The sequence below is a fragment of the Streptomyces sp. enrichment culture genome (assembly GCF_964273145.1).
Lineage (GTDB): Bacteria > Actinomycetota > Actinomycetes > Streptomycetales > Streptomycetaceae > Streptomyces.
This window is the reverse complement of sequence record NZ_OZ186873.1, coordinates 6413228-6435131: the sequence shown is the minus strand read 5'-3', so window position 1 is coordinate 6435131 and position 21904 is coordinate 6413228. Positions and strand designations below refer to the sequence as shown.

The window sequence follows — 21904 nt, the reverse complement described above, 5'->3', positions numbered from 1 at the left end:
CACAGAGAAACGGCGAGGACGCCGTCGACAGGCGAAGGCGGCGGCCCCGCGACCGCCGGGCGGAGCACGCCGCCGGACTCCGTGGCCCGCCGTCGCGCCCGCGCCGGCTGGCTGTTCGCCTCGCCCGCTCTCCTGATCGTCGCCGCGGTGACGGTCTTCCCCGTCCTCTTCTCGCTGGTGCTGTCGTTCAGCGAGGTCCGGCTCGAATACGGCGGCCTGCGGCTCGGCTCGCCCACCCTCGCCCACTACGAGGCGCTGCTGACGCACTCCGAGTGGTACCGGGCCCTCGCGTTCACCCTGGGCTTCACCGTCGTCTCGGTCTTCGTCGAGCTGGTCCTCGGCACGCTCGTCGCGCTCGTCCTGGAACGGCTCGGCGCCGCCCGCGGCTGGATCCTCGCCCTGCTCCTGCTGCCGTGGGCCCTGATCAACGTGATCGCCGCCCAGTTGTGGTCGTACCTGTTCAACGGGACGTACGGCGCGGTGGGCTGGCTGTGCGAGCAGGTGCTCGGCACCCGGCCCGACATCCTCGGTGAGCCGCTGCCCGCGATGGCGGCGATGGTCGCGGTCGACGTGTGGAAGACGACGCCGTTCGTCGCCATCGTCGTCCTCGCCGGTCTGATGCTGATCCCGGGTGACGTCTACGAGGCTGCCGAGATCGACGGCGCCTCGGCGTGGACCACGTTCTGGAAGGTCACGCTGCCGCAGTTGCGGCCCATCATCGCCATCGCGGTCCTCTTCCGCATCCTCCAGGCCTTCGGGATCTTCGACCTGCCGTTCGTGCTGACCCAGGGCGGCCCGGGCACGGCCACCCAGTCGGTGGCGATCCTCGGGTACCGGATCCTCTTCCAGAACCTCGACTTCGGGGGCGGCGCCGCGGTCGCGGTCACCACCGCCGCCATCGTCCTGGGCTGCTGTCTGTCGTTCCTGCGCGTCTTCCGCGCCCAAGCCGACGAAGGGGGCCGGGCATGAGCCGCAGCGTCCCGCGCACGGGCGTGCGCCGTTACGTCAATGTCGTCAACCTCGGCGGACTGCTGATCGCCGGGTGCGCCGCACTGCCCCTGGTCTGGATGGCGTCCGCCTCCCTGAAGGGGCCCGGCGAGATCAGCGCGACGCCGCCGACCCTGCTGCCGAAGGACATCACGCTCGGCAACTACGAGACCGCGTTCACCCGCAACGGGATCGGCCACTACTTCCTCAACAGCGTCGTCGTGGCCTGTCTGTCCACCGCGCTGATCCTGTCGCTGGCGTTCTTCGCCGGATACGCCCTGGCCCGGATGCCGCTGCGCGGGCGCGGACCGGTCATGACGGCGCTGCTGGTGCTGTCGGTGTTCCCGCCGATCGCCCTGCTCGTACCGCTGTTCCTGATGGAGCGTCAGGCGGGCCTGCTCAACAGCTATCCGGGCCTGGTCGTCCCGTACGTGGCGCTGAACCTGCCGTTCGCGATCTGGATCATGCGGAACTACCTCAGCGGCATTCCGGGCGAGTTGGAGGAGGCCGCCGTCGTCGACGGCGCCGGCCCCCTGCGCACCGCCCTGACGGTGATCCTGCCGCTGGCCAGGCCCGGTCTGTTCACGGCCGGCGTGTTCTCCTTCACCGCGACCTGGTCGGAGTTCCTGCTCGCGCTCACCTTCAACGGCTCCGACGACCGCCGCACCGTCTCCGTCGGCATCGCGCTGTTCACCAGCCAGTACCAGGTCCCGTACGGAGTGATCTTCGCCGGTGCGATGGTGGCCACCGTGCCGATCGCGGTCCTGGTGCTGATCTTCCGCCGGTCGGTCGTCTCCGGCATGACCACCGGCGCCGTGAAGGGCTGAGCGGCTCCGCTCGCAGCCCTGTTCCCGGGTGACGGCCGCCCCGCGGCCGTCCCTTCCGCCCGTCCGCACACCCGCACTCCAGCCTGGGCACGCGCCCGAGAGGTTCACAGATGCCCCACCACGACTCCCCCACCCCCTCCGCCCACGACGCGGACTGGTGGCGGCAGGCCGTCGTCTACCAGGTCTACCCCCGCAGTTTCGCCGACTCTGACGGCGACGGCATCGGTGACATCCCCGGCGTCACCTCCCGTCTGCCCTACCTCGCCGAACTCGGCGTGGACGCCGTCTGGCTGAGCCCGTTCTACCCCTCGCAACTCGCCGACGGCGGCTACGACGTCGCCGACTACCGCGATGTCGACCCCCGGCTCGGCACCCTCGACGACTTCGACGAGATGGTCGCCACGGCCCACCGCCTCGGCTTGAAGATCATGGTCGACATCGTCCCCAACCACTCCTCCGACCAGCACGTCTGGTTCCAGGAGGCGCTCGCGGCCGGGCCCGGCTCGGTCGCCCGCGACCGCTACGTCTTCCGCGACGGCCGGGGCAGGGACGGTGAACTGCCGCCCACCGACTGGCCGTCCAGTTTCGGCGGCCCCGCCTGGACCCGGGTGCCGGACGGCCAGTGGTACCTGCACCTGTACGCCCCGCAGCAGCCCGACTTCAACTGGGACAACCCCGAGGTCCGCGAGGACTTCCACACCACCCTGCGCTTCTGGTCCGACCGGGGCGTCGCCGGTTTCCGCGTCGACGTCGCCCACGGCCTCGCCAAGGACCTGCGCGCACCGCTGCGCGACCTCGGCGAGCAGCGGAGCTACCAGCCCGACGCCCTGCCGGACGACGGCAGCCACCCGCTGTGGGACCGCGACGCGGTGCACGAGATCTACCGCGGCTGGCGGCAGGTCTTCGACTCCTACGACCCGCCGCGCTTCGCCGTCGCCGAAGCCTGGGTACGTCCCTCGCGGCGCACGGCCTACGCCTGCGCGACCGGACTGGGGCAGGCGTTCAACTTCGACTTCCTCGGCGCGCGGCTCGACGCCGCCGAGCTGCACACCGTCATCGACGGCTCGCTCGCCGACGCCCGCCGCGCGGGCGCGACCAGCACCTGGGTGCTCTCCAACCACGACGTGGTGCGTCACGTCTCGCGCTACGCCCTGCCCGCCGACTGCACCAAGCAGGACATCGAGGCGTGGCTGCTCACCGACGGCCGGGAACCGGTCCCGGACCTGGCGGCGGGTGCGCGCAAGGCGCGCGCCGCGGCGCTGCTGATGCTGGCGCTGCCCGGGTCCGCCTACCTCTACCAGGGCGAGGAGCTGGGCCTGCCCGAGGTCGCCGACCTGGACCGTGCGGACCTGCGGGACCCGATGTGGGTGCGCAGCGGCGGACGCGTCAAGGGCCGCGACGGCTGCCGGGTGCCGCTGCCGTGGACCCGGGAGGGGAGCAGTTTCGGGTTCGGCCCGGGTGGGTCGTGGCTGCCGCAGCCGGCCGGCTGGGGCCGGTACGCGGCCGAGATGCAGAGCGGTGACAAGGGGTCCTTCCTGGAGCTGTACCGCCAGGCCCTGCGGCTGCGCCGCACGCTGGTCGCGGACGAGGAGCTCGAGTGGGCCGGCCCGCCGGAGCGGACGCGTCACGGGCTGCTGCACTTCACCCGCGCCGGCGGCTGGCACACCGTCAGCAACCTCTCCGACAAGCCCGTTGCGCTGCCGCGGGGTGAGGTGCTGCTCGCGTCGGGGCCGCTGAACGGTGACGAGCTGCCCCCGTGGACCACCGCCTGGCTGCGGACCGCGTCCGACCGCTGAGCGACGCCGCCGCCCGGCCCCGCGCGTCCACGGGACGAACGGCCGGGCGGCGGTCGCCGCTCAGGCCGTCACCGTGCGGCCCGCCGGTTCACGGCCGGGCTCCGCGGCGCCAGCGCTCGGGGTCGATCCGGCCCGCGTACAAGGGGAGTTCGAGCGGCCGCTGACCGTCCTCGAAGGGGTCCCACACCCGGGTGAGGCCCGCGGTTCCGCGCGTGCGCACCCGGCGGGCCCCGGCGAGGTCGATCACGTCCGTGAGGACCTCCCGCGGGCCCGGCCCGGCCTCGGCGCGCACGTGGCCCTCGGGGTCCACGACGACGCTGCGCCCGACGCCGTCCGGCGCCGCGGCGTTGACGCTGGCCATGAACACCTGGTTCACGATCGCGTTGGCCTGCGCCAGCACGACTTCCTGGGCACGGTCGACGGTCGGCGTGCGCACCAGGTTCAGCACCAGGTCGGCGCCCTGCCACGCCAGGTGGCGGGTGGTCTCGGGGAACCAGGCGTCGTAGCAGATCGTGAGCCCCACGCGGCCGTGGCCCGCCATGTCGAAGACCACGAAGCTGTCCCCGGACGCGGTGGTCTCGTGGGGCCGCCACGGGAAGATCTTGCGGTACTCCGCGACCCGCTCGCCGGCGGGCGAGTAGACGGGGGCGGTGTTGTAGATCCGGCCGTCCGCGCCCCGCTCGTAGACGCTGCCGGGGACGAGCCAGATGCCGAGTTCGCGGGCGAGGGCGGCCAGCCGGGTGCCGCGCGGTCCGTCCAGCGGCTGGGCCGCCGCGGTCATCACCGTCACGGGGTCCTCCTCGGGCCGGTGGCCGCACAGGTGCAGTTCCGGGTACGCGAGCAGCCGGACACCGGGGTGCGCCGCGGTGACGCGTCGTACGTCCGCGGCGAACGCGTCCGGATCGTCGGCGGCGTGGTGCCGTGCGGCCGTCTGGACGAGGCCGATCGACAAGGGGGTCGTCATCGCTGGTGGCCTTCCGCGCTCGGTGGCGTGCCGGGGGGTGCGGCCGAGCCAATCATCGTGCCGTCCCGGGGACAAGATCCCTTCGTCCAGCGGCAGCCGCAGGAAGAACCTGCGGATCGCACGGCGGCCCCCGGTGCGGCCCCGGACCACCGTGGTAGAACCAGGAACCAGCGCGTCCGCGACGCGGACGCGCCGACGACAGGACACGGACAACGCATGACCCTCAATCAGCTGAGGGCCTTCGTCGAGGCGGAGCGGCTCGGGTCGTTCACCGCGGCGGCGCGGGCCATGGACATCGCCCAGGCGTCGGCCTCCGAACTGGTTCGCCGTCTGGAGTCGGAGCTGGACGCCGAGCTGTTCGCGCGCGGCAGCCGCACGCTGACCCTGACCCCGGCCGGCCAGGAACTGCTCCCGTACGCCCGGCAGGCCGTGGAGGCCGCCGACGGCGGGACCCGGGCGGTGCGCTCGCTGGGCTCGCTGGGCGGCGGGACCGCCACCTTCGGGGTGCTCCGCAACGCGGACTACTACCTGCTGTCCAACCTCGTGCAGATGTTCCACGCCCGGTACCCGTCCGTCCGGGTCCGGCTCGTGGGGCAGAACTCGGCCGAGACCGCGGCGGCCGTGGCGGCGGGACGGATCGAGGCCGGCCTGGTCGTGCTGCCGATCGACGACGAGGGTCTGGCGGTGACCCCGTTGCTGCGGGACGAGGTGCTCTACGTCAGCGCGAGCGAGGAACGCACCCGCGCACCGGTCACCATGGAGCAGTTCGCCCGCGCGCCCCTGGTCCTCTACGACGCCCATTACGGGTGGCAGGACCCCACCCGGCGGCAGCTCGCGGAGCGGGCCCAGTTCGCCGGGGTCACCATCGATCCGCTGATCGAGCTGGAACACGTCGAGGCCGCGCTGGGCCTCGTGGCCGCCGGGGTGGGCGACACGATCGCCAGCCGGGCGGTCGTCGCCGGGCCGGCCTTCCCCGCAGGGCTGCGCACCGTCCCGTTCGCCGACCCGCTCTACGACACGATCGCGCTGGTCAAACGGCGCGGGCATCCGCTGTCGCGGGCCACGAGGGAGCTCGCCCGGATCGCCGAGGACACCTTGCGGGAGCTCCGTACCGGCCTCGGCCGGGGAGACCTCGGCGTCTGACCGTGCCCGGGCGGCTCCGGCGTCTGACCGTGCCCGGGCGGCAGGGGCGCGGGCGACCCGCACGGCGCACGGGTACGGGGGCTCGGCTCGCACGGCAGCACGGCGGGCGGCTCCACGGCGGCAGGAGTGCGGGCGGCTCGCAGCCACGCGGCCAACCACAGGGAAACCCTGCGGTTCGGACAGGAAGTGCCCCTCTAGTCCTGTGGCTGTACGACGTCTAGCGTCCTCGCCATGCAGATCACGCACGCCGAAGCACAGGCCCTGCCCCCGTTCCAGTGGCTCAAGAAGCCGTCCGTGGACGGCCCCCCCGCCCAGCGCGACCCGGCCGTGGTCGAGCGGGTCTCGCAGATGCTGAAGGAGATCGAACGCAAGGGCATGGACGCGGTGCGCGCCTACGCCCGGGAGCTGGACGGCTGGTCCGGCCCGCTGGAGATCGACGCCGCCGAACTGAGGAAGTCGGGCGACGCCCTCCCGCCGGACGTCCGCACCGCGCTGGAGATGGGCCGCGAGCGCACCCACCGCTTCGCCGCCGCGCAGCGCGAGCACCTGACGGACTTCGAGATCGAGGTCGCTCCCGGTGTCGCCGCGGGCCAGCGCTACGTCCCCGTCTCCCGCGTCGGCGCCTACCTGCCCGCCGGCCGGTTCCCGCTGCTCGCCAGCGCCTTCATGACGGTGAACGTGGCGAAGACGGCCGGCGTCCCGACCGTACTGGCCTGCACTCCCCCGTCGGGCGAGCACGGCGCGCACCCCGCCGTGCTGTACGGCGCCCATCTCTCGCAGGCCGACCGGGTGTTCGCGCTCGGTGGTGTCCAGGCGCTCGGCGCGATGGCGTTCGGTCTGCTCGGTGAGGCCCCGGTCGACATGCTGGTCGGCGCGGGCAACGCGTTCGTCACGGAGGCGAAGCGGCAGTTGTTCGGCCGGGTCGGCATCGACCTGCTGGCCGGCCCGTCCGAGGTCGCCGTCATCGCCGACGACAGCGCCGACCCGGTGTGGGTCGCGGCCGACCTGCTCGGTCAGGCCGAGCACGGCCCCAACTCCCCCGCCGCCCTGATCACCACGTCCGAGCGGCTGGGGCACGCCGTGATCGCGGAGATCGAGCGGCAGCTCGCCTCCCTGACCACCCGGGACATCGCGGGCCCGGCGTGGCGTGACTTCGGTTCCGTCGTCGTGGTGGGCGACCGGGCCGGCGCCGTCGCCGTGGCCGACGTGATCGCTCCGGAACACCTGGAGATCCAGACCGAGGACGACGACTACTACCTGGCGAACCTGTCCAACTACGGTTCGCTGTTCATCGGGCCGTGGTCCACGGTCGCCTACTCCGACAAGGGCATCGCCGGCACCAACCACGTGCTGCCCACGGGCAAGACGGCCCGCTACAACGCCGGGCTCTCCGTCTCCCGGTTCCTGAAGCCGCTCACGTACCAGCGTGCCGCGCAGGAGGGGACCGCCGCCTTGGCGCCCGCCGTCGAACGCGTCTCGGCGTTCGAGGGGCTGGCCGCCCACGGCGCCACGGCGACCCTGCGCATCGACCGGATCGGGCGGGCCTCCGGCGCGTTCGACGGCATCCCGGCCGCCCTGCGCGACCAGCTCTGATCCCCGGCGGCGCCGTCCGGCCCCGGCGTTGCCGTCGCGCCGCGCGCGGCGGCACACGGCCGGCCGGATGCCGGGACGCCGGCCCCGGCGGGTCAGCGGGCCCGGGCGTGGGTGGCGCGGGGAACGAACTCGGTGGGCAGGACCAGGCGTTCCCCGGCCGGGTCGACCTCCTTGGCGATCCGCCGGACCAGCAGGCGCGCCGCCTGGCGTGACAGCTCCTGGAGGTCGTGGCGGACGGTGGTGAGCCGGAACACCTCCCAGGCGGCCATCGGAAGGTCGTCGAAGCCGATGACGGTGAGGTCGTCGGGGACCTTGACGCCGGCCGCGAGGGCCGCGTTCAGGACGCCGATGGCGACGACGTCGTTGCCGCAGAACACCGCCGTGGGCGCCTCGGCGGCATCGAGCAGGACGGGCAGGGCCCGGTAGCCGGTCTCGTACTCGAACGGCCCGCGCACCACCCGGTCCTCCGGCAGTCCCACACCCGCCTCGGCGAGAGCCAGCCGGAAGCCCATCTCGCGTTCGCGTCCCGTGGTGGTGTTGGCCGCGCCGAAGACACCGGCGACGCGCCGGTGCCCGAGGGCCACGAGCTCCCGGGCGACGAGCCGCCCGCCGCCCTCGTTGTCGACGACGGAGGCGAAGTCGCCGGCCCGGCCGGTGTCGCGGTTGAGGAAGACGTAGGGCATGCCGCGCCGCTCGAGCTGGGCGGGCAGGCGGGAGTCGGTGGTGGCGGTCGCGAGGACGACACCGTCCATCGACTGGTCCAGCAGCTTCTCCTCCGCGACCGCCTCGTCGGACCGCTCGGTGATCAGCATCATGCGGTAGCCGAGGCTGCTCAGCTCGTCGTGGAGCGGGGCGATGACGTGCGGGTAGAACGGGTTCGTCAGGTCGGTGACGATGACGCCGACCCGCCGTGTGGCACGCGTCGAGAGGGTGCGCCCGGCTTCGCTGGGCACGTAGTTCAGCGCTTGGGCGGCGCGCTTGACCTTCTCGCGGGTGGCGCTCGACACGCGGGGGTCGTCGCGCAGCGCGCGGGAGACGGTGGGCTGCGAGACACCGGCCAGTCTGGCCACGTCGTGACTGGTGATCCCCATCGGCTTTCCCTCCTCGTCACACCCCGGCGCGACCCGGCGGCGCACCCCTCTCAGTATACGTATGCCGATATCCGGGCTGCCGAACCGCACGGAGTTCAGCCGTGCAACTTCCGCACTCTCCAATGCGATCACCACGGCCCGGACCGACCCCTTGACATCCCGCCGGTCCGGAGCCTGTCATGTAATACATACGTATTCACACATGAGGAGCGGTCATGTCCGATGCCGTCGTAACCCCCAGTGAGCTGGCCCGCCGCACGGTGCGCCGCAGCGACTTCGTCTCCTGCAACCAGGCCTTCATCGACTGCCGTACGCCCGGTTCGGACCGCAAGGAGAACTACGCGATGATCGGCCCGGGCGTCTCGCAGTCCGCCGGCCAGCACGTCAACCTGCGCGTGCCGCACGGCTACAACATCGGCGCCGCCGCCATGCCGCACGGCATCACCAACAGCCTGCACCTGCACTACACGGCCGAGGTGTTCATCTGCACCGCGGGCGAGTACCTGCTGCGCTGGGGCGCCGACGGCACCGAGGGCGAACTCACCCTCAGGGCCGGCGACATCGTCTCCGTCCCGACCTGGATCTTCCGCGGGTTCACCAACACCGGCCCGGACGACGGCTGGCTGTTCACCGTGCTGGGCATGGACGACACCGGCGGCATCATCTGGGGCCCCTCCGTCCTGCGGGAGGCGCAGAAGCACGGCCTGTACCTCACCGCCGACAACCGGCTCGTCGACACCGTCGCCGGCGACACCCTGCCGCCGGAGGCCGAGCTCGTCAGCCCGCTGGCCCAGGAGCACATCGACCGCCTGCGGCGCTACACCCCCGAGGAGATGAGGCGCCGCGTCGCCGCCGCGGACGAACTGGTGTTCTCCGAGCGCCCCTTCCTCGACAGCCCCCTGCCCGGCGGCGGCGCCCGGCTGAGCTGCGTCATCGGCTACGGCATGACCGAGGACCCGCACCAGGAACCCCGCGTCTTCAATCCGCACGGGCACAACGTCGCCTGGCTCCGCGCCGACCCCGGGCAGGGCATCTCCACGCACCGCCAGCACGAGACCCAGACCCTGATCGTGAAGGACGGCCTGTGGGAGATCACCCTCAACCGCACGGACCCCGTCTCGGTGCGCCTCGGCCCCCGCGACATGCTCTCCGTCCCGCAGGACGCCTGGCGCACCGTGCGCAACGTCGGCGACGAGCAGGGCGACCTCCTCGTGGTCAACTCCGGTGACGGACGGGTCCGTCTGGAGTGGGACGAGCAGGTCCTCAAGAGCGCGGCGGACGCGGGCCTGGGCATCGACCACAACGGCTACGTCGCCCCGTACGCGCTGCTGCCCCGCTCGGCACGCTCCCGGTGACCGGCATGCCGAACGAGGACACGGCTCCCCTGACCGGCGCCCCGTACGGGGACACGGCCGGTCCGCTGCCGTTCGTCGTCGTGCCCGGGATGCTCTGCGACGCGAGCCTGTGGCGCGACGTCCGGTTCCCCGAGGGCCACGACGTCCACCACGTGCCGCTGCGGCGGGCGGACGTCGGGGCGCTCGCCGAGGACGTGCTGGCCGCGGTCGCGGGCCCGTTCCTGCTGGTCGGGCTCAGCCTGGGAGCCATCGTCGGTTTCGAGGCGCTGCGCCGGGCACCCGAGCGCATCGCGGGCCTGTGCGTGATGGCGACCAATGCGGGAGCGCCGCGTCCCGAGCAGTACGCGGCCTGGCGGGCGATGGACGGGCTGATCGCGGCCGGCCGGTTCGCGGACGTCGTCGAGCGGACGCTGCCGGACATGTTCCCCGACCGATGCCCGGCGCCCGGGGACGGACGGCGCTACCGCGCCATGGCCCACGCCGTGGGCGCCACCGCCGCCCGCGCCCAGCTCGCCGCGCAGGCGACCCGCACGGACGCGGCCGACGCCCTGCGGGCGGCCCGCTGCCCCGCCGTCGTCCTGGCCGGAGCGCGGGACGTCCTGTGTCCGCCCGCCTTCCACCGGGCGATCGCGGACTCGGTCCCCGGGGCCGTCCTGACGCTGCTGCCCGACGCGGGACACCTGCTGCCGTGGCAGCGGCCCGACGCGGTGACGGCCGCGCTGCGCGACCTGCTCGCGGCCACCGCCGGCACGGCACCCGCGAGCGCCGCGGCCACCACCCCCTGAACACGCCCCACCCCCTTCACCCGTAGCGGAAGAGAGCCGTCATGCCCCGACACCTGAAGTCCCCCGTGCCCGCCGCGCACGTGACCGCGGCCCGGGCGGACGTCGCCGAGCGCGTCCGCGACATCCTCGACGACGTCCGCCGCGACGGCGACGAGGCGGTCCGCCGGTACTCCGAGAAGTTCGACCACTGGAGCCCCGAATCGTTCCGCCTGGCCCCGGACGAGATCCGGCGGATCGTCTCGGGCGTGCCCGACACGGTCCTGGACGACATCCGCTTCGTCCAGCAGCAGGTCCGCACGTTCGCCCGGGCCCAGCGTGACGCGCTGGGCGATGTCGAGATCGAGACGCTGCCGGGCGTCCGCCTCGGTCACCGGCACGTCCCCGTGTCCGGCGCCGGCGCGTACGTGCCCGGCGGCCGGTACCCGCTGACCGCGTCGGCCCACATGACGATCGTGACCGCCAAGGTGGCGGACGTCCCCCGCGTCGCCGCCTGCACCCCGCCCATCCGCGGCGAGGTCCCCGCGGCGACGGTCGCGGCGATGCACCTCGCGGGCGCCGACGAGATCTACCTGCTGGGCGGCGTCCAGGCCGTCGCGGCGCTGGCCCTGGGGACCGAGACCATCGGGCGCGTCCCGATGATCGCGGGCCCGGGCAACGCGTACGTGGCGGAGGCCAAGCGGCAGTTGTTCGGCGAGGTCGGCATCGACCTGTTCGCCGGGCCGACCGAGATCCTGGTGATCGCCGACGAGCACGCGGACCCCTTCGTGGCGGCCGTCGACCTGCTGTCGCAGGCGGAGCACGGCCCGGACTCCCCGGCCGTGCTGGTCACCACCTCCGAGGAACTGGGCCGCGAGGTCGAGCGGCACATCGAGCGCCTGCTGCCCGGCATGCCCACCCGGGACTTCGCCGCGCCGGCCTGGCGCGACCACGGCGAGATCGTGGTGGCCGACACCCTCGACGAGGCCTTCGCCATCGCCGACTCCTACGCCAGCGAGCACGTGGAGGTGCTGACCGAGGACCCGCGCCAGGCGCTCACGAAGATGCGGGACTACGGCGCGCTCTTCCTCGGCGAGGGCACCTGCGTCTCCTACGGCGACAAGGTCATCGGCACCAACCACGTCCTGCCGACCCGCGGCGCGGCCCGCTACACCGGGGGCCTGTGGGTCGGCAAGTACCTCAAGACGGTGACGTACCAGGAGGTCACCGACACGGCGTCCTCCGCGCTGCTCGGCGAGGTGTGCGGGCGGGCCGCGCGCGTCGAACTCTTCGAGGGCCACGCCCGCTCCGGTGACGTCCGCGCCGCCAAGTACGGCGAGGGCACCCTGCCCTGGAACGAGGAGGGCGTCGCATGAGCGGCCGCACCGCACCCCTGGCCGGCCGCACCGCACTCGTCACCGGGGGAGGCAGCGGACTCGGCCGGGCCATCGCACGCTCCCTGCTCGCCGACGGCGCCCGGGTGGTGATCACGGGCCGCGACGAGAGCAGGCTCGAGGAGACCGCGTCGCGGCTCGGCCCGCGGGCCTCGTACCGCGTCTGCGACGTCTCCAGCCCCGACGACGTCGGGGAACTCGCCCGGAGCCTGACCGGCGAGGAGATATCGATCCTGGTCAACAACGCCGGCATCGCCGGCCCGGTGGCGCCGCTGACCGAGATCGCACCGCGGGACTGGGACGAGGTCTTCGACGTGAACGTGCGCGGGGTGTTCCTGATGTGCCGGGCCTTCCTGCCCGCCATGACCGCGCGCGGCGCGGGCGACGTCGTCAACATCGCCTCGGTGTCGGGCAAGCGTCCGCTGCCGCGCCGTACCCCGTACTGCGCGTCGAAGATGGCGGTCATCGGTCTCACCGCCACCCTGGCCGGTGAGGTCGGGCCGCTGGGCGTCACGGTCAACTCCCTCTCCCCCGGACCGGTCGAGGGCCCGCGCATGGAGCGCAACTTCCGTCTGGAGGCGGAACGCACGGGCAGCACCTACGAGCAGGCCGAGCAGGCGTTCGTGGCGCGCTCCGCCCTGGGACGGATGGTCACCGAGGACGAGGTGGGCGAGGCCGTCAGCGCGATGCTGCGCATGCGGGGACTGTGCGGGGCCGACATCGACCTGTCCGCGGGGATGGTGGCACGGTGACCGCGTGGAGCGCAGCGCACCGCAGCCTCAAACGGCGTCTGGCGAACGGCGAGCACCTGCGGGGCGTCCTGCTGCGGCTTCCCTCGGAGACGCTGGTGGAGATGGCGGGGGTCGCGGGACTGGACTTCGTCGTCATCGACTGCGAGCACGGGCCGGCCGACACGGCGCTGCTCCAGCAGCACCTCGCGGCCGCGGCGGCGCACGGGATCGACGTCCTGGTCCGCGTGGGTTCGGACGAGCCGGCGCTCGCGCTGCGCTGCCTCGACCTGGGCGCCGCCGGGCTGATCCACCCGCACGTGGACAGCCGTGAGGACGCCGGGCGGGCGGTGGCCGCCAGCCACTACCCGCCGTGGGGGAACCGCGGTTTCGCCACGTACAGCAGAGCCGGCCGGTTCGGCACGGTGACGGCGGCCGAGCATGTGGCCGCGTCCCGAGAGATCCTGGTCGTGACGATGATCGAGACGCGGCGCGCCTGCGACGACGCCGACGCGATCGCCGGCACCGACGGGGTGGACGCGGTCCTGGTGGGCCCCGCCGACCTGGCCGCGGACTGCGGCTTCCCGGAGCCCGCCGTCGTCGACGGGCTGATCGCCCGGGCGCACGACGCGGCCCGGGCCCATCAGCGCGCGATCATGACGATCGTGCCGAACCTCGACACCGCCCTGGCCGCCGAGCGCCGGGGCTGCCGGCTGATCGTCTACAACATGGCGCACGTGCTCATGGACACCCTGCGCGCACTGGCCACGACCGGAACGACAGGGGTGTCCGGCAGGACCGGCGCGCCCGGTACGACGGGCGCGATCGCGGACCCCGTCTGAGGAGCCGGGGGCGGACCCGGCCGCCGGCGGGTGGCGCCCCGCACCCTGCGGGACGCGCCGCGCCGAGCTCTCGGCTGCCGTCTTCCGGGGTGCCGAATCCTGTGCGCCCACCCCTTGACGCCCCACATCCGGATCCTTAGTGTTCCCGACCAGTTCATACGTATGCATGACCTTTCCCGTCCTCCACCCGCAGCCCCCTCCCCCTCCCCCCTCCCCGCGCGATCGGAGAACCCATGTCCGCCGCAGCGCCACCCACCCAGACACTCGGTTCCACCCAGGTCGATCCGCACAAGCGGAAGGCGATGCGCCGAGCCATCGGCGCGGGCAGCATCGGCAATTTCGTCGAGCAGTTCGACTACGGCCTGTACGGCTACATGGCGCCGATCATGGCCCCGGCGTTCTTCCCCGAGAGCGACCGGACCGTGGCGGTGCTCGGCACGTACGCGATCATCGCCGTCGCCTGTCTGTTCCGCCCGCTCGGCGGCACCCTCGTGGGCCGCTGGGGCGACCGGGCCGGCCGCAAGAAGACGCTGCTGTGGACCATCGTGGCCATGGGCGTGACCACCGGCCTGATCGGACTGCTGCCCACGTACCAGCAGATCGGCATCGGTGCGCCGGTCCTGCTCCTGCTGCTCCGCGTCGTGCAGGGCGCGGTCTCGGGCGGTGAGTACGTCGGGGCCGTCGCGTTCATCGTGGAGTGGGCGGAGCCGAACAGGCGGGCCTACTACACGTCGTACGCCTCCAACAGCTGCTTCGTCGGCATCCTGGCGGGTGCCGGCACGGCGGCCCTGACCAGCTGGGTGTTCGACGGCCAGGCGCTGGACTCCTACGGCTGGCGCATCCCGTTCCTGCTGGCGGTCCCGCTCAGCCTGGTCGGGATGTGGCTGCGCCGGCACATCGAGGAGACCCCGGAGTTCGTGCGCGCGACCGAGGAGGGCACGGACGTCGTCAAGGCGCCGGTCCGGGAGGCGCTGCGCTCGCAGTGGCGGCCGATCCTGGTCTTCTGCGGCGTCTCGATCATGCTCGCGATCCTCTCCTACACCTGGGTCACGTTCTATCCGCAGTACCTGACCGACACGCTCGGCCTGCCGCGCTGGATGGGCCTGGCCTCGAACGCCATCTCCATCGCCGTCCTCATCCCGGCCCTGCCGCTGGCCGGCATGCTGTCGGACCGCATCGGACGCAAGCCGATGCTGGTCACCGGCGCCATCGCGTGCATCGTGCTGGTCCCGGTCGCCTTCCGGGTCGGCGAGCAGGGCACCTTCGGGGCGGCCGTGGCCAGCCAGCTCATCTACATCGTCCCGGAGTTCTTCCTCACGGGCATCGTCACCGTCTGCGCGGCCGAACTCTTCTCCACCCGCACCCGGTTCAGTGCCAGCGCCATCGCGTACAACAGCTCGTTCTCCATCTTCATGGGCATCACGCCGTTCGTCGCGACGCTGCTGGTCAGCACCTTCGGCACGATCTACGCCGTCTGGGCCTACCTGGCGGTGGGCGCCCTCCTGGCCCTGGTCGTCGTGGGCGCCTTCATGACGGAGACGTACCGGAGCCAGCTCGGCGCGGACAAGTTCGCCCGGTAGCCCGACCGGAAAGCCGATCCGCGGCGACCCGGCGTTCAAGGCCGCCCGACAGGCGACCCGGCGGCCCGGTGACCCGGCAGGCGATCTCCCCGGCTACCCTCCCCATCAACCACCTGCATACGCATTCACATCACTACCGGAACGGAAGCACCATGCCTCTGGACCCCGTCGCGTACCTCCCCTACAAGGACCCGGACGACTTCATCCGCGAGGTGACCGACCGCATCTGGGTCGACCGCGACATCGCCTACATCGTCGACAACTACGAGCCCGACTCGATCGTGCACACCAGCCTCGGCACCGTCGTGGGCCGGGACGGTGTCATCGAGGGCAGCACCATCCGCATGGGCAGCGCTCCGGGGCACATCGGCCAAGCCGAGGACGTGGTGTGGGAGGCGCGAGGCGACGACGCCTTCCTCAGCTCCCACCTGGTCTTCTCCGCCGACGAACACCTCGTGGACGGCCGCAACATCCGCATCCGCAAGCGCACGGTGGCCAACTGCCTCTACCGGCGCGGCCGGATGGTCGAGGAATGGGTGGTACGCGACGACCTGGCCGACTGCCTGCAAAGCGGCCTGGACCCGGACGAGGTGGCCCGCGGGCTGGTCTTCCAGGGATACAGCGGCTCGATGCTGGAGGAACCGCCGGCGGACGTACTGCGGGCCGGGGTCAGCGGTGCGCGACCGGACGAGTTCCGTCCCGAGTGCGAGATGGTGCTCGAGTTCATCGACGAGGTGTGGACGCAGCGCCGGCTGAACAAGGTCAAGGACTTCATGGACCGCGACCTGTTCCTCCACACGATCGGCGACCACACCGTCATCCGTCCCGAGCGCTACCAGAGCGACCTGCTCACCACGGTCGCCCCCTTCCCCGACGCGCGGTTCGCCGTCCGCGACATCCAGACGAACCACTCCCCGCGGTACGCGGGCCTGCGCGTGGCCGTCCTGTGGACCATGCACGGCACCTACCGCGGCGTCGCCGCCTTCGGACCCCTCACCGGCCGGCCGGTAACGGTGCTCGGCGTCTCGCAGTTCCTGATCCAGCAGGGCCGCATCGTGAAGGAGGTCCGCGTCTACGACGAGATCTCGCTGCGTGCGCAGATCAACGCGGGGCGCGGGGACGGCCCCCGGGTCGAAGCCAACATCTACTGAGGGTCGCTGACGCGGCCGGGCCCCACCGGAATGCCGGTGGGGCCCGCCTGCGCCGCTCACCCGCTCCGGCAAGCGCCACCGAACCACAGCACCCCCGTCGGCCGAAGTCGCCAGCCGTTCGCGGCGGCCCCCCGGCTCGGGAGGACGCCCGTGTGCGCGCGGCCGTCGCGTTCCTGCACGAGCGGCTGGCCGATCCAGTCACCCTGGCCGACCTCGCCGACGAGGTGCACCTGTCGGTCTACCACCTCGTCCGGGTGTTCAAGAAGGCGACCGGCCAAACCCCGCACCGGTTCCTCACCGGATTGCGGGTCGAAGCGGCGAAGCGGCTGCTACGCGAAACCGACCTGACGCTCGACCAGATCGCACCGCGATGCGGCTTCACCGGTTCCGGCGCCCTTTCGGCCGCGTTCCTGCGCCACACCGGAACCCGCCCGTCGGCCTACCGCAATTCCTGACCGGCACACCGCAATTCCGGGCCTGGCCCGGGGACCGGAGCCACCCTAGCCTGCCTTCATGACCCAGCAGTCCTATGACGTCACCGCCGAATCCGCGGCACCGCCCTCAGCTGTGTGGGCACTGTTGCTCGACGCCCGCAGCTGGCCGACCTGGTCCCGCATCGACGCTCTGGAGACCGCGCAGTCGACCGGCCTCTCCCCCGACGGCCGGGACGGCGTCGGCGCGGTGCGCGCGTTCCGGACCGGGAAGGTCGTCACCAAGGAACGAATCACCGCGCTGGAGCCGGAACGCCGGTTCGCCTACGAAGGTGTCGAAAACCCGCGGATGACCGACTACCGGGCAGCGGTCACGCTGGTGGGGCTGCCCGGCGGCGGAACGCGGATCCGGTGGCATGGCACGTATTCGGCCAGCTGGGGGATGCGCTGGTTCCTCCAGCGATACCTGCGCCGCTTCATGCGGGACATGGCGACCGGGTTGGCCGGCCACGCCCCCGGGGTACGCGCACACCCGCACCCCGGCCCACGCGGTCATGAAGGTGCCTGACAGGCCATCCCATTCGGAGTGTTCGACAGCTTGCCGTGCCGGGATCGTCGAGCGGCTGGTTCCGGCTGAGCTGTGGGAGGTTGTTCCAGCGTGGCCGGGGCGGGCAGGTGGTGCCGGACGAGGGTGCGGCGGGCGGTGGAGGCGGCGGTGCCGCAGCGGCCGACTTCGGGCCGGTAACCGTCGATGACGTGGCCGGCCGGCTCGCGGTGTCCGCCGACGCTGAGCACGAGGGGCAGCACCACGGGAATGCGCGCGACGTTCCCCCGTGTGGGAAGCGGGGCGTGTGGCTTCGTTCACGTTGACGGAAGCACTTGTGCATGAGCTCTACAGGCAATTGGTGATCACTTTGTCGAGAGATGTCGGCGAGTTTTGACGGCATCGCCGCGCCGTCGTCGCCTTGTGTGATCAATTCGCTGTGCCCTGGCAAGCAGCGTCCGTAAGGTTTGCGCATGGTGGAGGGGAGTGAGCGGGCGGTGCGGGCGGCCATCGACGGGGAGATGCGGCTTCTCGATCCCGAGGTGCGTGCTTCCCCGGTCCGCGTCCTGGAGCTTTTGGATCCGGAGTTCACCGAGATCGGGGCTTCCGGGCGCCGGTGGGGTGTGGAGTCGATCGTCACGGTGACGAGTGGCGGCTCGGTGTCCCCGGAGTCCCCGGTCAAGGTCCGTGAGATGTCCGGAGCCGTCCTTGCTCCGGGTGTCGTCCATCTGACGTACCTCGCCGAGCACCAAGGCCGCCGGGTGTGGCGGAGCTCTGTGTGGCGCCTGACGGAGACGGGCTGGCGGATGTACTTCCACCAGGGCACTTCGACCGGTTGAACGGGTGGCGCCGCCGCCCGCGAGGGCTGTGGTCGCCCCACCGAATAGGGCGGTCCCAGCTGGCCGTGGCTGGCGCTTCCGCTCGCCGTGGACCTTGCGGGCCTGGGCCCACCAGGCGTCGTGGACCGGGGTGAGCTTGCCCGCCTCGACCGCGATCCGCGGCCTCCGGTCGGCGTCATACCCGGCACCCCATGCCGGCGGCCGGATCGACAGCGTCGTGTACGGGGACGAGGACGCCGGCGCCTTGCCGCTCCCAGAAGTGTGTGGCGTACGTCGCCCGAGCGGAGGACTCGCCGCAGGCCCGGGTCAGGCGTACGGGCGCACACGCGGCCTGCTCCGCTCCGTCCAGGACGCGGTGGGGGGCGCGTGCGTGGCGTCGAGCCGCAGACCGGGAGCGATGCGGTTGCGGCCGGCCGCGGGGGATCCGCGTCAGATCGTCGGCCATCGTGCGCGGCGTGTGGGCTGCACCGCCCGCGGCCTGGTCATGTCCGGCCAGGAGCCGTGCGGCCTTGTCGAACTGGTCCAGGACGTCCCGGGTGCCGGGTGCCGGGTGAGCCGCAGGGTAAAGGAGCGGGGCGCACAACGCGGGCACCGTGTGCGGGACCGGGGGGATCAGGGGACGGATGCGGCATAGGCGATCGCGGTGAGGTGGCGGAGCTCGCGCACGACTTGGCGGGCACTGGCGAACGGCAGGCCGGGAGAGCGGCGGAGGACCGGGGCGCCGCGGCCCGGTGTGCCCGGGGCGCCGGGGCGGGGGTGGAGCGTCCCGCGTACGCCGATCGCCCCGGCTTCGCGTACGCGGAGCCGCACATGCCCGTCTCGCAACCGCGGGCACAGGATCGGCGCCGTCCGCCGTCCGCCATCCGCATGGCAAGACGGCATGGCATCCGGAGCATCCCCTTCCGTATATTTGCACACATGCATACATCGGCTCCGCTGCTGTGCCTCGCGCTCTTCGCGTGCTCGGCGTGGTGCGTCGACGACGGCCTCTGTCCCCGCTGAGCATCCGGACCGGCCGCGTGATCCCCGCCACCGGTCCGCCAGCGTCCGCCGTCCCGTGCACATCACCCCCGGAGATCTTCCGTGACCACCGCACCCCCTGCCGGGTCGTCCCCGGCCGCGCCGCCGCGCGCGACCACCCCTCTGTTCGCTCCCTCGCCCACCTCCTCGGACCGTCCGAAGGCGCCGCCCCTGCCCCCGGTGCGGCGGGCGCCGCTTGCCGTGTCCGGGCTGCTCGCGGCCACCCTCACCGCGTACGTGTGGTCCGCGCACGGCGCCAAGCCGGGCGTGCTGCTCCTGCTCGGCCTCGGCCTGGGCGTCGCCCTCTTCCACTCCCGGTTCGGCTTCACCTCCGCCTGGCGGCAGCTGGTCGCCGTAGGCAACGGGACCGGGCTGCGGGCACACGCCCTGCTCCTCGGCACCACGGCCACCCTGTTCGCGCTGCTCATCGGCACGGGGACCGGGCTGTTCGGCTCCCAGCCCGCGCCGTCCGCCGGACCGATCGGCGTCGGCCTGCTCGCCGGTTCGGTGCTGTTCGCCATCGGCATGCAGCTCGGCGGCGCCTGCGCCTCGGGCACCCTCTTCGCGGTCGGCTCGGGACAGACGTCGATCGTGCTGACCCTCGGCGGCTTCGTCGCCGGCGCCACTCTGGCCGCCTGGCAGTTCGACCTGTGGAAGGACCTCCCGGCCTGGGAGCCCGTCGTGCTGTCCGAGCACATCGGCTGGTTCGGATCCTGGGGCGTGACCATCGTCGCACTGCTCCTCGTGGTGCTGGTCAGCCGGCGTGTCCAGGCCCGCCGGAACCCGCCGCCGCTGGGCGCCGTCCCCTCGGCGCGTCGGGCCGCCGTCCGGGCCGTGCGCGGCTCCTGGCCCCTGGCCGTCGGCGCTCTGGCGCTGGCCGTGCTCGGTGCGGGCGTCCTGCTGGTGTCCGGCGGCGCCTGGGGGATCACCAGCGCCTTCAGCCTGTGGGGCTCGGAGCTGGTGGGCGCGCTCGGCGGTCACCCGGAGAACTGGACCTGGTGGCAGCAGCCCGGCAACGCCGAGATGCTGGCCGGTCCCGTGCTCGCCGACAAGACCAGCCTCACCGACATCGGCATCATGATCGGCGCGGCCGTCGCTGCCGCGCTCGGTGGCACCTGGGCGCTGCACCGGGGCGTCCCCTGGCGCACGGCGCTCGCGGCGGTGCTCGGCGGCGTGCTGATGGGCATCGGCGCCCGGCTGGCCGGCGGCTGCAACATCGGCGCCTACCTGGCGGGCATCGCGTCGGGCAGCCTCAGCGGCTGGCTGTGGGGCGCCTTCGCGCTGGCCGGCACCTGGGTCGGCCTCAGGCTGCGGCCGCTGTTCGGCCTGGGCAACCCCAAGCCGGGCGACAGCGTCTGCTGACGGGGGTGCCCGCACGGCGCAAGGGCCAGGCCTGTGCCGCGCGGGCCGCTGGGGCCTGTTGCGAAAGTGCTGGTCGCAGCCGTTCATTGAGGGCTGCGACCAGCACGGCCGCTTCGAGGCGGACGGCGAGTTCGTCACAACGGGTGGCGACGAACCGGTGGCGCTTGGGGCGGTCATCCCGCACTCGACCGCGTACCGCTGCTTGCGGCCGTCCTTGTCGAACTCCGGCGGGCGGCCCCCGCGCGAGCCGCGCCTCAGCCGGTTGCGGACTCGGCCCGCAGGAACCGGAACCGCTGCCTTGACTCCGCGTCTGCGCAGGTGAGAGCGGTTGCCTCGGGAGTCGTACGCCTTGTCGGCCCGCGCACGGTCCGGCCGCTTGCGCGGCCTGCCAAGTCCGGCCCGGGGCATCCGGATCGCCTCCAGGACCGGCCCAAATCGCGGGAATCGTCCCGTTTCCCGGCCGTGATCACCGCCGGCAGCGGCTTCCGTACCTGCTCGATCGCGAAGTGGATCTCGTCGGTCAACCCGCCGGGACAAAACATGATCGTCCACACCAAGCGCCTCCCGGCAGATCCGGTCACAGCGCGATCGCCCTTCCCTCGCACGGTCGCCGGCCGGATCCTCCGCCGCCCCGAGACCCTCACCGAGGTCGAGAAGTTCCGTCTCGAAGCCGTACTTGTCCGCTGTCCCGAACTGGATGCGCTCACCGGGCACGTCCGGTCCTTCGCGAAGATCCTCACCGAGTTCCGGAGCCAGTGGCCGCCCGAGTGGCTCGACGCCGTCCGCAACGACGACCTGCCCGGCCTCCGCACCCTCGCTGCCGGCACCGACCGCGACCGCGATGCCGTCATCGCCGGTCCCACCCCGCCCCGGGACTCGGGCGTTGTTGAAGGGCGCGTCAGCCGGATCAAGATGCTCAAATGGCGGAAGCCCGGCCGAGTCGGATTTCGACTCCTCCGCAAACGGGTGTTCCCCCACAGATGACGTGCCGAGCCCGAACGCGTGTCCTGCAGGCTCCTACCCCTCATCGATCCGGCGAGGAGCCACGCCGAGAACCAAATTCTCCAGTGCCTGAGGCATCGGTCCGAAGTCGGCAACCCACGTCTCGACGAGATAGATCACACCCACCTCATCGATGACCAGGAAGAACCGGCCGTTATCCAGCTCACCGAGCGGGAAGGGACGGTACCCGATCGACTCACCCCACTCCGCGAACCGGTCGTCCTCGCCCCAGGCCAGCTCGGGGTCCAATGCGAACGGCGTACGCGCACAGCTGACCCCCGGTCCACTGACGTTCACGGTCAAACCGCCGAACTCTTGCAGGAAGGATTCCGCGGCGTCGTGCATGGCGAGGCCGACGGATTCGAACATGGATCGCCAGCGACCCGTGTCCACCTTCCGTCCAGGCGTCCATCCCGACGCCTCCAACACCCCGCGCACCTCTGGCGACCAGTCACTCATCCCGGGGCCCCTACTCCTCGACTACGGGTGACCAG

General features: G+C 72.5%; 21 protein-coding genes. 17 read left to right on the top strand and 4 right to left on the bottom strand.

Annotated features, from left to right (window positions below):
• The first annotated feature begins 81 nt into the window (after positions 1-81).
• The 3 genes from ACSU6Z_RS28480 to ACSU6Z_RS28470 all read left to right on the top strand — a co-directional run bounded on the left by ACSU6Z_RS28480 (position 82) and on the right by ACSU6Z_RS28470 (position 3610).
• Positions 82-969, top strand: a complete 888-nt coding sequence (locus ACSU6Z_RS28480; RefSeq protein WP_437049970.1) for a carbohydrate ABC transporter permease — start codon at positions 82-84, stop codon at positions 967-969.
• Entirely contained in the window at positions 966-1814 is an 849-nt protein-coding gene (locus ACSU6Z_RS28475) for a carbohydrate ABC transporter permease (protein WP_437049968.1), read from the top strand. Before ACSU6Z_RS28480 ends, ACSU6Z_RS28475 begins: the two co-directional genes overlap by 4 nt.
• Before the next feature lie 110 nt (positions 1815-1924).
• Positions 1925-3610: a glycoside hydrolase family 13 protein gene (locus ACSU6Z_RS28470; protein WP_437049966.1), complete on the top strand. Its 1686-nt coding sequence runs from the start codon at positions 1925-1927 to the stop codon at positions 3608-3610.
• 88 nt (positions 3611-3698) lie between these two features.
• Here the strand turns inward: ACSU6Z_RS28470 and ACSU6Z_RS28465 are convergent, their stop codons facing one another.
• Positions 3699-4574, bottom strand: a complete 876-nt coding sequence (locus ACSU6Z_RS28465; protein ID WP_437049965.1) for a carbon-nitrogen hydrolase family protein — start codon at positions 4572-4574, stop codon at positions 3699-3701.
• A gap of 216 nt (positions 4575-4790) precedes the next feature.
• Between ACSU6Z_RS28465 and ACSU6Z_RS28460 the strand changes: the two genes are divergently transcribed.
• The gene (locus tag ACSU6Z_RS28460) at positions 4791-5717 is read left to right on the top strand and encodes a LysR family transcriptional regulator (RefSeq protein WP_437049963.1); all 927 of its coding nucleotides are present in this window, start codon (positions 4791-4793) and stop codon (positions 5715-5717) included.
• A gap of 231 nt (positions 5718-5948) precedes the next feature.
• Complete coding sequence (hisD, locus tag ACSU6Z_RS28455) at positions 5949-7310, top strand: histidinol dehydrogenase (RefSeq protein WP_437049961.1); 1362 nt, start codon at positions 5949-5951, stop codon at positions 7308-7310.
• Positions 7311-7402: 92 nt separating this feature from the next.
• Here hisD (ACSU6Z_RS28455) and ACSU6Z_RS28450 read toward each other — a convergent pair whose 3' ends face one another.
• Entirely contained in the window at positions 7403-8401 is a 999-nt protein-coding gene (locus tag ACSU6Z_RS28450; RefSeq protein WP_437049959.1) for a LacI family DNA-binding transcriptional regulator, read from the bottom strand.
• A 215-nt stretch (positions 8402-8616) separates the two neighbouring features.
• Between ACSU6Z_RS28450 and ACSU6Z_RS28445 the strand changes: the two genes are divergently transcribed.
• The 10 genes from ACSU6Z_RS28445 (at position 8617) to ACSU6Z_RS28400 (ending at position 18026) form a co-directional block, all read left to right on the top strand.
• The gene (locus ACSU6Z_RS28445; protein ID WP_437049958.1) at positions 8617-9756 is read left to right on the top strand and encodes a cupin domain-containing protein; all 1140 of its coding nucleotides are present in this window, start codon (positions 8617-8619) and stop codon (positions 9754-9756) included.
• A 5-nt stretch (positions 9757-9761) separates the two neighbouring features.
• A complete protein-coding gene (locus tag ACSU6Z_RS28440; RefSeq protein ID WP_437049956.1) occupies positions 9762-10541 on the top strand; it encodes an alpha/beta fold hydrolase in 780 nt (259 codons plus the stop codon).
• 41 nt (positions 10542-10582) lie between these two features.
• Positions 10583-11893, top strand: a complete 1311-nt coding sequence (gene hisD / locus ACSU6Z_RS28435) for a histidinol dehydrogenase (RefSeq protein ID WP_437049954.1) — start codon at positions 10583-10585, stop codon at positions 11891-11893.
• Positions 11890-12663 (top strand): SDR family NAD(P)-dependent oxidoreductase, encoded by a 774-nt coding sequence (locus ACSU6Z_RS28430; protein ID WP_437049953.1) that lies wholly within the window; start codon positions 11890-11892, stop codon positions 12661-12663. The genes hisD (ACSU6Z_RS28435) and ACSU6Z_RS28430 overlap by 4 nt, the downstream gene beginning before the upstream one ends.
• Positions 12660-13481, top strand: coding sequence for an HpcH/HpaI aldolase family protein (locus tag ACSU6Z_RS28425; RefSeq protein ID WP_437049951.1), 822 nt, complete (start codon positions 12660-12662; stop codon positions 13479-13481). Before ACSU6Z_RS28430 ends, ACSU6Z_RS28425 begins: the two co-directional genes overlap by 4 nt.
• A 233-nt stretch (positions 13482-13714) precedes the next feature.
• The gene (locus tag ACSU6Z_RS28420; protein WP_437049949.1) at positions 13715-15061 is read left to right on the top strand and encodes an MFS transporter; all 1347 of its coding nucleotides are present in this window, start codon (positions 13715-13717) and stop codon (positions 15059-15061) included.
• Between the two features lie 152 nt (positions 15062-15213).
• Complete coding sequence (locus ACSU6Z_RS28415; protein ID WP_437049947.1) at positions 15214-16212, top strand: ester cyclase; 999 nt, start codon at positions 15214-15216, stop codon at positions 16210-16212.
• A gap of 152 nt (positions 16213-16364) precedes the next feature.
• A complete protein-coding gene (locus tag ACSU6Z_RS28410; protein ID WP_437049945.1) occupies positions 16365-16667 on the top strand; it encodes a helix-turn-helix domain-containing protein in 303 nt (100 codons plus the stop codon).
• A gap of 58 nt (positions 16668-16725) precedes the next feature.
• Positions 16726-17211 carry an SRPBCC family protein gene (locus ACSU6Z_RS28405; protein WP_437049943.1) on the top strand — a complete coding sequence of 162 codons (486 nt, stop codon included), beginning with the start codon at positions 16726-16728 and terminating at the stop codon, positions 17209-17211.
• 449 nt (positions 17212-17660) lie between these two features.
• A complete protein-coding gene (locus tag ACSU6Z_RS28400) occupies positions 17661-18026 on the top strand; it encodes a DUF4440 domain-containing protein (RefSeq protein ID WP_437049941.1) in 366 nt (121 codons plus the stop codon).
• Between the two features lie 175 nt (positions 18027-18201).
• Here the strand turns inward: ACSU6Z_RS28400 and ACSU6Z_RS28395 are convergent, their stop codons facing one another.
• The gene (locus ACSU6Z_RS28395) at positions 18202-18954 is read right to left on the bottom strand and encodes a lantibiotic dehydratase (protein ID WP_437049939.1); all 753 of its coding nucleotides are present in this window, start codon (positions 18952-18954) and stop codon (positions 18202-18204) included.
• Between the two features lie 155 nt (positions 18955-19109).
• Between ACSU6Z_RS28395 and ACSU6Z_RS28390 the strand changes: the two genes are divergently transcribed.
• Both ACSU6Z_RS28390 and ACSU6Z_RS28385 read left to right on the top strand, forming a co-directional pair.
• Positions 19110-20408, top strand: coding sequence for a YeeE/YedE family protein (locus ACSU6Z_RS28390; RefSeq protein WP_437049937.1), 1299 nt, complete (start codon positions 19110-19112; stop codon positions 20406-20408).
• A gap of 462 nt (positions 20409-20870) precedes the next feature.
• Positions 20871-21392 carry a hypothetical protein gene (locus tag ACSU6Z_RS28385; RefSeq protein WP_437049935.1) on the top strand — a complete coding sequence of 174 codons (522 nt, stop codon included), beginning with the start codon at positions 20871-20873 and terminating at the stop codon, positions 21390-21392.
• 33 nt (positions 21393-21425) lie between these two features.
• Here the strand turns inward: ACSU6Z_RS28385 and ACSU6Z_RS28380 are convergent, their stop codons facing one another.
• Positions 21426-21869, bottom strand: a complete 444-nt coding sequence (locus tag ACSU6Z_RS28380) for an SUKH-3 domain-containing protein (protein ID WP_437049933.1) — start codon at positions 21867-21869, stop codon at positions 21426-21428.
• Positions 21870-21904: the final 35 nt, after the last annotated feature.

Coding starts and splice junctions, on each gene's coding strand:
- ACSU6Z_RS28405 (WP_437049943.1), top strand. CDS start 16,726: ATGACCCAGCAGTCCTATGACGTCACCGCCGAATCCGCGGCACCGCCC.
- ACSU6Z_RS28475 (WP_437049968.1), top strand. CDS start 966: ATGAGCCGCAGCGTCCCGCGCACGGGCGTGCGCCGTTACGTCAATGTC.
- ACSU6Z_RS28430 (WP_437049953.1), top strand. CDS start 11,890: ATGAGCGGCCGCACCGCACCCCTGGCCGGCCGCACCGCACTCGTCACC.
- ACSU6Z_RS28395 (WP_437049939.1), bottom strand. CDS start 18,954: ATGTATGCATGTGTGCAAATATACGGAAGGGGATGCTCCGGATGCCAT.
- ACSU6Z_RS28400 (WP_437049941.1), top strand. CDS start 17,661: ATGGTGGAGGGGAGTGAGCGGGCGGTGCGGGCGGCCATCGACGGGGAG.
- hisD (WP_437049954.1), top strand. CDS start 10,583: ATGCCCCGACACCTGAAGTCCCCCGTGCCCGCCGCGCACGTGACCGCG.
- ACSU6Z_RS28450 (WP_437049959.1), bottom strand. CDS start 8,401: ATGGGGATCACCAGTCACGACGTGGCCAGACTGGCCGGTGTCTCGCAG.
- ACSU6Z_RS28440 (WP_437049956.1), top strand. CDS start 9,762: ATGCCGAACGAGGACACGGCTCCCCTGACCGGCGCCCCGTACGGGGAC.
- ACSU6Z_RS28460 (WP_437049963.1), top strand. CDS start 4,791: ATGACCCTCAATCAGCTGAGGGCCTTCGTCGAGGCGGAGCGGCTCGGG.
- ACSU6Z_RS28415 (WP_437049947.1), top strand. CDS start 15,214: ATGCCTCTGGACCCCGTCGCGTACCTCCCCTACAAGGACCCGGACGAC.
- ACSU6Z_RS28380 (WP_437049933.1), bottom strand. CDS start 21,869: ATGAGTGACTGGTCGCCAGAGGTGCGCGGGGTGTTGGAGGCGTCGGGA.
- ACSU6Z_RS28420 (WP_437049949.1), top strand. CDS start 13,715: ATGTCCGCCGCAGCGCCACCCACCCAGACACTCGGTTCCACCCAGGTC.
- ACSU6Z_RS28470 (WP_437049966.1), top strand. CDS start 1,925: ATGCCCCACCACGACTCCCCCACCCCCTCCGCCCACGACGCGGACTGG.
- ACSU6Z_RS28465 (WP_437049965.1), bottom strand. CDS start 4,574: ATGACGACCCCCTTGTCGATCGGCCTCGTCCAGACGGCCGCACGGCAC.
- hisD (WP_437049961.1), top strand. CDS start 5,949: ATGCAGATCACGCACGCCGAAGCACAGGCCCTGCCCCCGTTCCAGTGG.
- ACSU6Z_RS28445 (WP_437049958.1), top strand. CDS start 8,617: ATGTCCGATGCCGTCGTAACCCCCAGTGAGCTGGCCCGCCGCACGGTG.